The organism is Leclercia sp. LSNIH8 (assembly GCF_002920195.1).
GTDB lineage: Bacteria > Pseudomonadota > Gammaproteobacteria > Enterobacterales > Enterobacteriaceae > Enterobacter.
Genome location: NZ_PQJY01000014.1, coordinates 18,432 through 30,756, shown reverse-complemented (window position 1 = coordinate 30,756; position 12,325 = coordinate 18,432). Strand labels below are relative to the sequence as shown.

Sequence of the window (12,325 nt, the reverse complement as noted above, 5' to 3'; positions counted from 1 at the left end):
TATCCTTACTCAGACTCGCGAAAGCGCCCTGCCGTTTGCCGGTTCGCGCTTATGCACTAACCCGGCGCTGTCGAACAGCCAGTACAGCAGCTTCGCCATCAGCAGACAGGCGCCAAAAACCACCATGAAAAAGACCACACGGGAGACGAACGAATCCAGCCCTTCTCGCGCCAGCACGATCATATTGAAAATGGCACCGAAACAGAAACTATGCAAAATCGCTGCCTTATAGCGGTTGGTCTCCTGATTGCCCAGCGTATAGAGCCAGTCGAACCATTTGATAATCAGCCCGACGGCAATCGCCCCCGGCAGGATAAACCAGCCTCCGCCCATTACCACCAGGGAACCGATCAGCGTCGGTGAGATGGCCAGCCCGGAGTGGTTGTTCAGCACTTCCCAGGTAAAGTAGTTTGCCGTATTCAGCACCACGCCCGGTCTGTCCGGCCACAGCCAGGTGGGGATAAAGACATAAAAATCGCGAACAATGGGCGCCAGCCCCTGAAAATCGATTTTGTCGTAGTTTTGCAGCAGCAGGGCTAAGTTTTCCCACGGCGAGAAGGTGTCGCGGGTAAGGTACAGGAAGGTGTAAAACGCTTCGTCGCCGCTGACATCCATACCGTAGCGCTTCAGCGCCAGCCAGAACATCCCCACAATTCCCAGCACGCCTGCCGCAGCCAGCATCCACAGCGAGATCCAGCCGCGAATAATGCCGATAAACAGGAAGATCGCGAAGGCGATAATGATGTTTGCGCGCGTGCCGCCGACAATCATGTAGGTCAGCAGGCCAAACGCCACGGTACTGACCAGGAAAAAGAGCCACGCCCGGGCACTCTGATGCAGGAAATAGATCACCAGCATCGCCGGAATGAAGAAATAGAAGAAGCGCTTGAGCGCTACCCCGGAGACTTCGCTGGAGAAGATCTGGCTGTAGGAATGCAGCTTAAAGAGCAAAAAGCCATTGTGCATGAAGAAGATACCGACAGTGACAAGCGCAATGCCCATCAGCAGTATCCAGGTCAGATGCGTCTCAACCCGGTTCATGGTGAACAAAGGCCGTCGCGATGCATCACTGCTGGCCGGTTTTAGCCGCGTCTTATAGGCGACGTAATAGACCCCATAGAAGCAGGTCGCCGACAGCAGCGCCTGCATGAGTATCTCCGGCGGTACGACGGCCACATCGAAGCGGAACACCAGCACGCTGGTCAGCGGAAAGCCGAAGTAAAAGGTGAGCAGAAACAGCAGCGAGAAGAAGACGTTGAAGTTAAAGCGCACCCGGCGGAATTCAAACCACGTCAGCGTGGCGATAAACAAGGCGCTCAGAAGCCAGATCACCAGCAGGCCGCTAAATTGCAACTGGCTCATGTATTCTCTCCTGAGGCGATCCGCAGCGCCTGATGCCACGGCGTAAGGTAGTTCGGGCTGAAGAAGTCGATGGCGTTTTTATCCACCTGCGCAAGCTGTCGCTGGGCTTCACGCACCACCTCTTCGTTCAGGTCATCGGTGGTAAACAGCACCGGAATGTGCTGCTCCGCCATGTCCTGCCAGAACGGGTTTTCGCGATTAAGCACGCAGGGAATGCCCGCCTGAATCAACAGACAGAGCGTGCCGATCCCCTGCTGGCGCGCAAAGATGAAATAGCCCAGATCGCACTTACGCAGCAATGCCAGGTAGTCATCAAAGGCCAGCTTATCGCTGAGGATCTGCAAATTGTCCGGGCTGAATAATGCCTGTCCGCTCTGACGGACTTCATCGATGTATGCCGCGTTATTAGCAGGATAGCCCATCGGCACGATCACGTTGACCGTATCGCCAAACTGCTGATGCACCGCCTTTAATGCCGCAATATGTTCGTTACTGCGATCCCCGGAGTTACCCACCAGAATCGTCAGTTTACCCTCGCGTTTCACCTCTTGGGCTAACCCGTTCAGCGACGGGTCCATGCGGGTCGGGAAATAGAGCAGCTCGCCGCGCACGTTTGGATGCTGTTTTGCGAAATAATTCAGATCGCCGCGGGTGGCAAAGATGCAGCCCACCCGCCCCTGCGCCATGCGCCGCAGCGGGTAGAAGAGACGGAACTTCCAGCCCCGGGAGACTTCATACAGGTCGGCGCCCCAGATATGCCAGTTAAACTGCGCGGGCCTGATCCCACCACTCAACAAGGCCAGCCACAGGCCGGTATTGAACTGCCCGTGAAAAAAGAAACGCTGCTGGCGGTTGGCCTTGGCTTTAACGATCACCGCTTTCGCAAGCGTAGCTTTGTCCGGCCAGAAGGTCAGCTGCAGTGCCGGAAAGGCGGCGCTAAGGTCGGTGTCCTTACCCACCACCATAAATTCCCGCGCCAGCTCGCTGCCGGGAGCCAGTTCATCGTTAAAGAACCGCAGTACGGTCTGGTTATGGTGTGGGATATCCGATCCCAGGACGTGAATCAGTGCAGTCATGCGCGTTTATGCCAAAGTAAAAAGACGCCGCAACAGGCAGCAAAATAGACTATATAGGTGGCCATATAGGCCTGAGCCGCACCCAGCGCGCCGTGCGCGGGGATCAGCCAGTGAGAGAATGCCGTCAGCAACGCAAACTGGCTGATTTCCGCCAGAATGTAGAGCCGCAGCGACGCTTTAGCAATCACCAGATAGCCAAAGACGTAAGCGCCTACTTTCAGTACGTCCCCCACCAGTTGCCAGGCGAACAGGTCGCGCATCGCGGTAAACTTGGCGGAAAACAGCAGCCAGATGGCGACATCGCGCAGCAACCAGACGGTAAAGCTGGCAACAGCCACCGCCGGTAAGACGAAGCGCAGCGAACGGAGGATTTCGCGGGTGATCTCCTGCCGGGCGGTGAGCCGTGAGAGCGTAGGCAACAGGTAGACGCTAAAGGAGGCGGTAATAAACTGCAGGTAGGCATCCGAGATACTGCTGACCCCCTGCCAGATCCCCACCTCATCCCAGCTGTAATGCGCCGCCAGCAGGTTTCGCATCATCACATAGGCCACCGGCAGGGTGACGGAAGTAATCAGCGCCATCAGGGTAAACTTTCCCAGCTGTCCCGCCAGAAGCCGATCCCATTTGGGCTTCAGATAGTGCAGCGGGATGGTGCCCCTGCGCATCAGCATAAACGCCGCCGGAACGACCACCAGCGCGGGCACCAGCGCCAGCCCCAGCAGTGCGCCTTCATAGCCGCCCAGCCGGTAACAGAAGTAGTAAGCAATTACCCCTATGACGCTACCGACGATCAGCGCTAGCGCATTACCGGCGGCATCGCGAAAGCCTTTCATCAGTGCCAGCAGCAGGTTCGCCCAGGCGATGCCCATCTGCACCAGCGCCACCAGCCGCACCAGACCCTGATAGCCCGTGTGACCGAACAGCCCCTGGCTGATGGGCGCGGCCGCCAGTAAAAAGATGACCGCCAGCAGGGTGGAAAAGCCCAGCACCATCGCCGATGAGGTTCCGACAACCGTGCGCAGCTGCGCCGCATCATCATGATACTGCGCCACGTACTTGGTCACGCCGTTGAAGATCCCCGCTCCGGCCAGTACACCGAGGACGGTGACCAGCTGGCGGAAGTTCCCCGCCTGCCCGACACCCGCCGGGCCAAAGGAGACGGCCAGCAGTTTGACGACCAGCAATCCCGCGCCGATCTTGACGAGTGTGGACGCGGCGGTCCACACCGATGCTTTCGCCAGAGACATATCAGCCGAAATAACTCAGAAGGGTATTAATCACCGTGCGCTGGTTGACCGCAGCGAGGTTGTAGAACAGCGGTAAGCGGAGTAACCGCTCACTTTCTTTGGTGGTAAAGCGATCTTCACCCGCGAACTGACCAAAGGCTTCTCCCGCCGGGCTGGAGTGCAGCGGAATATAGTGGAACACCGCCAGGATTTCGGCCTCTTTCAGATACGCGATAAGCGCGCTGCGATCGTCGTTATCCCGCAGCTTGATGTAGAACATATGGGCATTATGGACGCAATCTGCCGGAATGGTCGGCAGCTCGATACGGCCTTTACGCGCAAGCGGGGCCAGCGCATCGTGATAGGTCTGCCACAGCGCCAGACGCTGCTGGTTGATCCGGTCTGCCGCTTCCAGCTGGGCCCACAGGTACGCAGCCTGCAGATCCGCCATCAGATAGCTGGAGCCGATATCGCGCCAGGTGTACTTATCCACCTGCCCGCGGAAGAACTGGCTGCGGTTAGTCCCTTTCTCGCGGATGATCTCCGCGCGTTCCACCAGGGCGCGATCGTTAATTAACGTCGCGCCGCCTTCACCGCCAGCAGTGTAGTTTTTGGTTTCGTGGAAGCTAAAGCAGCCGATGTGCCCGATGGTGCCCAAAGCACGGCCCTTGTAGGTGGACATTACTCCCTGTGCGGCATCTTCCACCACGTACAGGTTATGCTTTTTGGCAATCGCCATGATGGTGTCCATCTCGCACGCCACCCCGGCATAGTGTACCGGCACGATGGCGCGGGTCTTGTCGGTGATCGCCGCTTCAATCAGCGTCTCGTCAATGTTCATGGTATCCGGGCGGATATCGACAAAGACGATTTTCGCCCCGCGCAGCACGAAAGCGTTGGCGGTGGAGACAAAGGTGTAGCTCGGCATGATCACTTCATCGCCAGGACCAATATCCAGCAACAGGGCGGCCATCTCCAGCGAGGCGGTGCAGGAGGGAGTCAGCAGGACCTTCGCACTCTGAAAGCGCTGCTCCATCCACTGCTGGCAACGGCGCGTATAGCCGCCATCGCCGCAAAGTTTGCCGCTGCCCATTGCAGACTGCATGTAATCGAGTTCGGTGCCCACCACGGGAGGCGCATTAAATGGGATCATCTTGTCACCTGTATAGCCAGTAAGCGGTCGTTTCGATGTTGCCGCCGCTTGCAATATAACGTTTAAGCGCGGCGGTGTTGCCCATCTGGGTCGCCACCCGCAAAGTAGAAATCTGCTGTTGCTGCGCCCAGTGCAGCGCCGCCTGCATTAACTTCTCGCCCATGCCGCGCCCGGCCAGCAGACCGATACGCGCCTCGTTGTCGCTGAGCTTACGCAGGGAGACAAAGCCCTGGATGGCGCCATCCGGCGCACGGAACACAAGGCAGAGATGGTCGAAGGTGCCTTTGACCGCATTTTCGATCCACCGGGCATAGAAGCGACCGCTGTCGTCAGGCGCGTACCAGGGGGCGCGAAAGCGGCTCTGCGCAAAGGCCTGAGCGGCCAGCTGGCGCAGCGCCGGGATATCCTGCTCCGTCGCAGATTCCGCGCCAGGGCAAGCGTGTTGCGTCACGGTAATGGCGAGATCGACTTCGCCTTCCACCAGCCTGAAGCCCTGCGCCTGCAACGCGTCCAGCCAGTCGGCGCGGGTGGCCGGAATTTTGGCCTGCAGCCGCTGCCAGGCGTCCAGCTCAGGTGCCGCCAGCAGCGGAGCATCATCAGAGAGGCGCACAAGCGCCGTGGGAAGGGCAAAAAACTCGCTTTCCCACTCCAGCGGCTGTAACGCACCGTGGAGCTGACTCAACGCCAGACCCCTTTGGTATCGACGATAAATTCCTGACGGACGGCCTCGCCCGGGATCGCTTTGAACGCGTTATGGTCCACCAGCAGCACTAGCACATCAGCGGTTGCCAGCGCCTCTTCAAGGCTTGTCAGGGTGCAGTGACCGGTCAGTTTTTTCGGCAGTTCATGAATATTCGGTTCAACAACCTGCGTTTCACCGCTGTGCCATTGGGCGATCATCTCGGCAATTTCCATCGCCGGGCTTTCACGCAGATCGTCGATGTTCGGCTTAAAGGCGAGACCAAAACAGGCGATGGTCACATCGTTCGCGCGCTTGCCGCTTTGGGTCAGGTAATCTGCCACGGTGGCCTTCACCTGGTTCAGTACCCAGTGCGGCTTGCTGTCGTTGACTTCGCGGGCGATACGGATAAGCCGTGCCTGCTGCGGGTTCTGCGCCACGATAAACCACGGGTCGACCGCGATGCAGTGACCGCCTACCCCCGGACCCGGTTGCAGAATATTGACGCGCGGGTGGCGGTTCGCCAGACGAATCAGTTCCCAGACGTTAATCCCCTGATCGGCGCAAATCAGCGACAGTTCATTGGCAAACGCAATATTCACATCGCGGAAGCTGTTTTCGGTGAGTTTACACATCTCAGCGGTACGGGAGTTGGTCACCACGCATTCGCCTTCGAGGAAGATGTTATACAGCTCGCTGGCGCGGGCGGAACAGACCGGGGTCATGCCGCCAATAACCCGATCGTTTTTAATCAGTTCGACCATCACCTGCCCCGGCAACACGCGCTCCGGGCAGTAGGCGACGTTGATATCGGCCTGCTCGCCCGCCTGCTGCGGGAAAGTGAGATCCGGGCGCGCCTCAGCCAGCCACTGGGCCATTTGCTCGGTGGCACCCACCGGTGAGGTGGATTCGAGGATCACCAGCGCCCCTTTTTTCAGTACCGGGGCGATGGATTTCGCTGCCGCTTCGACATAGGCCATATCCGGCTCATGCTCGCCTTTGAACGGCGTCGGCACAGCAATCAGGTAGGCATCGGCAACCACTGGTGTGGTACTGGCCCTGAGGTATCCCCCTTCAACGGCGGTTTTTACCACCTTGTCGAGATCTGGCTCAACGATATGAATTTCACCCTTGTTGATCGTCTCAACCGCATGCTGGTTGATATCAACACCCACTACCTGTTTTTGACGGGAGGCAAATGCCGCCGCCGTGGGCAGCCCAATATAGCCAAGACCAATGACAGAAATGGTAGTAAAACTCATAGCGATACCCGATTGTGTTTAAGTGCGTACAAAATGCGGTCACAGGCCTGGCCGTCACCATACGGGTTATGGGCCCGGCTCATGGCCTGATACTCTTCATTGTTATGCAGCAGGCGCGTCACCTCTTCCACGATGGTTCGTGAATCGGTCCCCACCAGCCGCACCGTTCCCGCTTTAACCGCTTCAGGACGTTCAGTGGTTTCACGCATCACCAGCACCGGTTTCCCCAGTGAAGGCGCTTCTTCTTGAATACCGCCTGAATCCGTCAGGATCAGCCAGGCATGGTTCATCAGCCAGACGAATGGCAGATAGTCCTGCGGCTCAATAAGTATGACGTTTTTGACATGCCCCAGGATGCGGTTGACCGGCTCGCTGACGTTAGGGTTCAGATGCACCGGATAAACGATCTGAACATCTTCATTACGCGCGGCGATTTCAGCCAGCGCATGGCAGATTTGCTCGAAGCCCTGGCCAAAACTTTCCCGTCGGTGTCCGGTAACCAGAATCATCTTTTTACCGTTGGCGAGGAACGGATACTGTTCAGCCAGTTGCCCACGCAGGCTGTCGTTCGCCAGCACCCGGTCGCGCACCCAGATCAGCGCGTCGATCACCGTATTGCCGGTGACAAAGATGTGCTGGTCGTTAACGTTCTCGCGCAGCAGGTTTTGGCGGGAGTTCTCGGTTGGCGCAAAGTGATACATCGCCAGATGCCCGGTCAGGGTCCGGTTCGCCTCTTCCGGCCACGGGGAGGAGAGATCGCCCGTACGTAAGCCCGCTTCAACATGCCCAACCGGAATACGTTGATAGAAAGCAGCCAGACTGGTGGCAATGGTGGTGGTGGTATCGCCGTGCACCAGCACGACATCCGGCCTGAACGACTCCAGAATAGGTTTTAACCCTTCCAGAATACGGCAGGTAATTTCGGTTAGCCCTTGTCCCGGCTTCATAATATTGAGGTCGTAGTCGGGAACAATGGAAAAGAGTTTAAGGACCTGATCCAGCATCTCCCGATGCTGCGCGGTAACGCAAACTTTCGCCTCAAAATGAGGGTCACTTGCCAGCGCATGGACCAGAGGCGCCATCTTGATGGCTTCCGGCCTTGTACCAAAGACAGTGAGTACTTTCACATCGATTCTCTTCGATTAAGCGATGAAGGCCAGGAGCCTTCATCGTAGATGGCGTTCTTAAATTTTGCGACGACGGGTTAATGCCACGCCTGCGCCAATTAAAGCACCCATAATCCCCCACATAATCATCAGGAATGCGCGACGTGGACTATCGCGTTTTACAGGTTCTTCAGGTGTTCGCAAATAACGATAGGTCTGAAAACGCGGGTCCAGTGTCGGACCTACGTTGAGGGTGTTGAGCATGGCGCGGTTCTGGTCGTAATCGAGGTCAAAATCTGGCCCTACGGCCTGCAGATTTTCCAGGCGCGCCTGGAGCATAGGACGACCCAGCAGGAACATTTCAGAATCGGGCAGTTCATCGGCAGGCACGTCGGTTTCGCTGCGCGAGATATTGCTCTTTTCCGCAATCTTCAGCGCCTGATCGATGTTATTCACCCGGCGGTTAAAGATGGCTTTGGCCACCTCTTCCTGACGTTTGACCTGCGCTTTCATCTGCACGGTACGTGCCGCCCAGGCGCCTTTCAGCTCATCATTAAGATGGCTTGCCGCGCGCTGGCTGGCAAAAGCGACATACTGACGCAGCAGGTTGTTAGCATCCGGCGCCGTTTCAGCGATTAGCTTGACGCTGTCGTTAATGTTGCGCAGCGGATCCCCCGCCATAAACTGGATGTTGTTGATCAGCTCATCCAGCAGGGCGGCATCGGCTTTGCTGTTGCCGACCATTCGCTGTTTGAAATAGTCGGTCTGGTTCCAGAAATCGCGGCGCGTATCCCAGGAGGCGAGCTGCATAACAAACTCTTTGTAGGACTCGTCCATTACCGAGGACTGGTCGGCGGTTGCAGGATTCGCTTTTACATCCAGATTCCGCAAAAACTGTTGCTGAGAGTAGAAGCCTCCGAGCATGTTCACTGTTGGACGGTCGGTAATCGCCGTCGCGCTCCATTCTTGTCTGGCGAAAAAGGTATAGGCCAGGGCGATAAGTGCGAAGCCCAGCGCAATGCCTGCAATCCAAAACTTGCCCGCCCATAACACGCGGAACAAGCCACGAACATCCAGCTCATTCTCAGTTACCACTGATTTTGCTCCCGCCAACGGTTGAGTCATTACAGTCCCGATTTACTTAGTTAAAGTTGGGTTGTTGCCATTATTTCTACGCATACGGCGTTTTACGCGTTTAATAAAGCGCGCCACTTTCCATGCGCGTTTAATACAGTAGCCGTACAGGAAAAATGCTAGCAAGAATAATACCAACATTACCCATTCAGGAATGAAATGTGCATATTCTGCGGCAACGCCAATGCCGGCTAACAGCGCAGCGGCCAGCGTAATTAAGACAAATGCCTGACGTGAGGTGAAGCCGGCGCGCATAATAAGATGGTGAATATGCTGGCGGTCCGGGGAGAAGGGGCTCATGCCTTTACGCAGACGGCGGTACATAATTGCCACCATATCCATCAGCGGAATGGCGATGATCCACAGGGCTGTCACCGGACTGATTGGATGGGTATTACCCTGGGTGGTTTCCAGCAGGATCCAGATAACGGTAAAGCCAATCAGCGTACTTCCGGCATCACCCATAAAGACTTTGTAGCGACGCCCCAGTACACCGAGATTAAGGCAGATATAAGGCAGAATGGCGGCGATCATCGCGAAGCACCACATCGACAGGCTGTACTGGCCGTCGAACCAGAGGATGATGCCGATAGCCGCGAAGGAGACGCTGGAGAGTCCGCCAAGCAGACCGTCAATGCCGTCTACCATGTTAAAGGCGTTAATCGCCGCCCACACGGCAAATAGCGTCAGGAAGTAGCCGAATGGCCCCAGTACCATCTCCCAGGTGCCAAAAATGTAGCCAAGGCTGCTGAGATACAATTTCCCCACTACCATCATGATGACGCCGATAGCCGCCTGAACCGCGGCGCGGAATTTGACGCTGATGTCGTATCGGTCGTCCAGCGCCCCCACCAGCACCAGCACACCGGCGCAGGCCAGGTAGAGTGCTGCATGAGGAATGTAATAATCCGCAATGGCGAAGGTGAAGCAGATACCCGCGTAAACAGAGATCCCACCAACCAGCGGAATCAAGCCTTGATGGCGTTTACGATAATTGGGCTTATCCACCAGTCCGATTCTCTTCGCGACCTTACGGGCGAGGAATAAAAAGCAGGTGGTGAAAAGAAAAATACTGATTAGCTCAGTCACCGCAGTGAGTAGATTCACAATGGATGCTCTCAACAAATGTTAATCCCGAAAGTATAACCTTGAAGGCTCGGCTCCAGAAGGAAAAAGCAGGCCTCACCCAAGTCCCTTTGTTTATTTTTCAGACAATTACTTTTCTACTTTGACGAAAATTCCGATTTTCGTCCCTGGCAGAATAATTTGACAGCTTACCGTTACAGCGTATAAGCCATAAAAGAAAAACGCCACGTAAAAACGTGGCGTTTCGGCGCTTTATTTATATTACGAGCGTTTCATCATATCGAAGAAATCATCGTTAGTTTTCGTCATCGCCAGCTTGTTAATGAGGAATTCCATCGCGTCGATTTCACCCATTGGATGGATAATTTTGCGCAGGATCCACATTTTCTGCAGCTCTTCCTGAGTGGTGAGCAGCTCTTCTTTACGGGTACCGGAACGGTTGTAGTCGATAGCCGGGAAGACGCGTTTTTCAGCGATTTTACGCGACAGGTGCAGTTCCATGTTGCCTGTACCTTTAAACTCTTCGTAAATCACTTCATCCATCTTCGAACCGGTGTCGATCAGCGCGGTTGCGATGATGGTCAGGCTACCGCCCTCTTCCACGTTACGCGCAGCACCGAAGAAACGCTTCGGACGATGCAGGGCGTTGGCATCCACACCACCGGTCAAGACTTTACCGGACGCCGGAACCACGGTGTTGTAGGCACGCGCCAGACGGGTGATGGAGTCGAGCAGGATGATAACGTCTTTCTTATGTTCAACCAGACGCTTCGCCTTCTCGATAACCATTTCAGCGACCTGAACGTGGCGGGAGGCAGGTTCGTCAAAGGTCGAAGCAACAACTTCACCTTTCACCAGACGCTGCATCTCGGTCACTTCTTCCGGACGTTCGTCAATCAGCAGTACCATCAGTACGCAGTCTGGGTGGTTGTAAGCGATGCTCTGGGCGATGTTCTGCAGCAGCATGGTTTTACCCGCTTTTGGCGGAGCGACAATCAGACCACGCTGGCCACGACCAATTGGCGAAGCCAGATCCAGAACGCGAGCGGTTAAGTCTTCGGTAGAACCGTTACCACGCTCCATGCGCAGGCGAGAGTTCGCGTGCAGCGGCGTTAAGTTTTCGAACAGGATCTTATTGCGCGAGTTTTCTGGTTTGTCGTAGTTAACTTCGTTAACTTTCAACAGCGCAAAGTAGCGTTCACCCTCTTTAGGAGGACGAATCTTACCTGAAATGGTGTCACCAGTGCGGAGGTTGAAACGGCGGATTTGGCTGGGAGAAACGTAGATATCATCAGGACCGGCGAGGTAGGAGCTGTCTGCAGAGCGGAGGAAACCAAATCCGTCCTGCAATATCTCCAGCACACCGTCGCCAAAGATATCTTCGCCACTCTTTGCGTGCTGCTTCAGGATGGCAAAAATGATGTCCTGCTTGCGCATACGAGCCTGGTTTTCCAGCCCCATATTTTCGCCGAGAGTGATCAGCTCAGAAACCGGCGTATTCTTTAATTCGGTAAGATTCATAATGGTGTGGGTTCTTAAACTCGGGGTAATACTCGAACTTAATTTGTGAATGGTATGGCAGGGTCATCCATGCCTGTTAACGGCTATCAACTCATGTCTGTTCGCTGTCTGCTCACAGGGAAAGCACAGAACTGAAACGACAAGACGGATTGAGTGACAAGCCCGGAATCTATCCACTTCTCGCGCTGTTTATGTCAACAACGGGAAGTATCGGGTAAAACAAGATTCAAACAACAAGGTATGTTTAAAACGAAGTCATAGCTAACTTAGCACGACTCAAGCCGGGCGTCCAGAGATCCAAACAATTTAGAAACCCTGGACGCACGGACGAGAAGCCTTACGCCAGATTGGCGTCCAGGAACTCTTTCAGCTGACCTTTGGACAGTGCGCCCACTTTAGTCGCTGCCACTTCACCGTTCTTAAACAGCAGCAGAGTCGGGATGCCGCGGATGCCATATTTTGGCGCGGTGCCCGGGTTCTGGTCGATGTTCAGTTTAGCCACGGTCAGTTTGCCCTGATATTCGTCGGCGATCTCATCCAGAATCGGGGCGATCATTTTGCAAGGACCACACCATTCAGCCCAGAAATCGACGAGGATCAGCCCGTCAGCTTTAAGTACGTCCGTGTCAAAACTGTCGTCAGTCAGGTGAATAATTTTATCGCTCATATATAACTCCACAGGAATAAGCCTAGCGCGTTGATCTCGCATCCATCAACGAC

At 55.5% G+C, this 12,325-nt stretch carries 11 protein-coding genes; all 11 read right to left on the bottom strand.

Features of this window, described 5'->3' with window-relative positions; translation table 11 throughout:
* Nucleotides 1–9 precede the first annotated feature (9 nt).
* On the bottom strand, nt 10–1,362 hold the full coding sequence (gene wzyE / locus C3406_RS23840; RefSeq protein ID WP_103825323.1) for an ECA oligosaccharide polymerase: 1,353 nt from the start codon (nt 1,360–1,362) through the stop codon (nt 10–12).
* A complete protein-coding gene (locus C3406_RS23835; RefSeq protein WP_103825322.1) occupies nt 1,359–2,438 on the bottom strand; it encodes a TDP-N-acetylfucosamine:lipid II N-acetylfucosaminyltransferase in 1,080 nt (359 codons plus the stop codon). The genes wzyE and C3406_RS23835 overlap by 4 nt, the downstream gene beginning before the upstream one ends.
* Nucleotides 2,435–3,685 carry a lipid III flippase WzxE gene (gene wzxE, locus C3406_RS23830; RefSeq protein ID WP_103825321.1) on the bottom strand — a complete coding sequence of 417 codons (1,251 nt, stop codon included), beginning with the start codon at nt 3,683–3,685 and terminating at the stop codon, nt 2,435–2,437. The genes C3406_RS23835 and wzxE overlap by 4 nt, the downstream gene beginning before the upstream one ends.
* 1 nt (nt 3,686) lies before the next feature.
* The gene (gene rffA, locus C3406_RS23825; protein WP_103825320.1) at nt 3,687–4,817 is read right to left on the bottom strand and encodes a dTDP-4-amino-4,6-dideoxygalactose transaminase; all 1,131 of its coding nucleotides are present in this window, start codon (nt 4,815–4,817) and stop codon (nt 3,687–3,689) included.
* A gap of 4 nt (nt 4,818–4,821) precedes the next feature.
* The gene (gene rffC, locus C3406_RS23820) at nt 4,822–5,499 is read right to left on the bottom strand and encodes a dTDP-4-amino-4,6-dideoxy-D-galactose acyltransferase (RefSeq protein ID WP_103825319.1); all 678 of its coding nucleotides are present in this window, start codon (nt 5,497–5,499) and stop codon (nt 4,822–4,824) included.
* Nucleotides 5,496–6,758, bottom strand: coding sequence for a UDP-N-acetyl-D-mannosamine dehydrogenase (wecC, locus tag C3406_RS23815; RefSeq protein WP_103825318.1), 1,263 nt, complete (start codon nt 6,756–6,758; stop codon nt 5,496–5,498). Before wecC ends, rffC begins: the two co-directional genes overlap by 4 nt.
* Nucleotides 6,755–7,885: a non-hydrolyzing UDP-N-acetylglucosamine 2-epimerase gene (gene wecB, locus C3406_RS23810; RefSeq protein WP_103825317.1), complete on the bottom strand. Its 1,131-nt coding sequence runs from the start codon at nt 7,883–7,885 to the stop codon at nt 6,755–6,757. The genes wecC and wecB overlap by 4 nt, the downstream gene beginning before the upstream one ends.
* A 57-nt stretch (nt 7,886–7,942) precedes the next feature.
* A complete protein-coding gene (gene wzzE, locus C3406_RS23805; RefSeq protein WP_103825316.1) occupies nt 7,943–8,989 on the bottom strand; it encodes an ECA polysaccharide chain length modulation protein in 1,047 nt (348 codons plus the stop codon).
* Between the two features lie 12 nt (nt 8,990–9,001).
* Nucleotides 9,002–10,105: a UDP-N-acetylglucosamine--undecaprenyl-phosphate N-acetylglucosaminephosphotransferase gene (gene wecA, locus C3406_RS23800; protein ID WP_103825315.1), complete on the bottom strand. Its 1,104-nt coding sequence runs from the start codon at nt 10,103–10,105 to the stop codon at nt 9,002–9,004.
* Between the two features lie 240 nt (nt 10,106–10,345).
* Entirely contained in the window at nt 10,346–11,605 is a 1,260-nt protein-coding gene (gene rho / locus C3406_RS23795) for a transcription termination factor Rho (protein WP_001054528.1), read from the bottom strand.
* Between the two features lie 337 nt (nt 11,606–11,942).
* Nucleotides 11,943–12,272, bottom strand: coding sequence for a thioredoxin TrxA (gene trxA / locus C3406_RS23790; protein ID WP_006179218.1), 330 nt, complete (start codon nt 12,270–12,272; stop codon nt 11,943–11,945).
* Nucleotides 12,273–12,325: the final 53 nt, after the last annotated feature.

Bases quoted from the DNA above. Each gene is read 5' to 3' on its own strand.
- rffA (WP_103825320.1), bottom strand. From the start codon at position 4,817: ATGATCCCATTTAATGCGCCTCCCGTGGTGGGCACCGAACTCGATTAC.
- rho (WP_001054528.1), bottom strand. From the start codon at position 11,605: ATGAATCTTACCGAATTAAAGAATACGCCGGTTTCTGAGCTGATCACT.
- trxA (WP_006179218.1), bottom strand. From the start codon at position 12,272: ATGAGCGATAAAATTATTCACCTGACTGACGACAGTTTTGACACGGAC.
- wzxE (WP_103825321.1), bottom strand. From the start codon at position 3,685: ATGTCTCTGGCGAAAGCATCGGTGTGGACCGCCGCGTCCACACTCGTC.
- wecC (WP_103825318.1), bottom strand. From the start codon at position 6,758: ATGAGTTTTACTACCATTTCTGTCATTGGTCTTGGCTATATTGGGCTG.
- C3406_RS23835 (WP_103825322.1), bottom strand. From the start codon at position 2,438: ATGACTGCACTGATTCACGTCCTGGGATCGGATATCCCACACCATAAC.
- wzyE (WP_103825323.1), bottom strand. From the start codon at position 1,362: ATGAGCCAGTTGCAATTTAGCGGCCTGCTGGTGATCTGGCTTCTGAGC.
- wzzE (WP_103825316.1), bottom strand. From the start codon at position 8,989: ATGACTCAACCGTTGGCGGGAGCAAAATCAGTGGTAACTGAGAATGAG.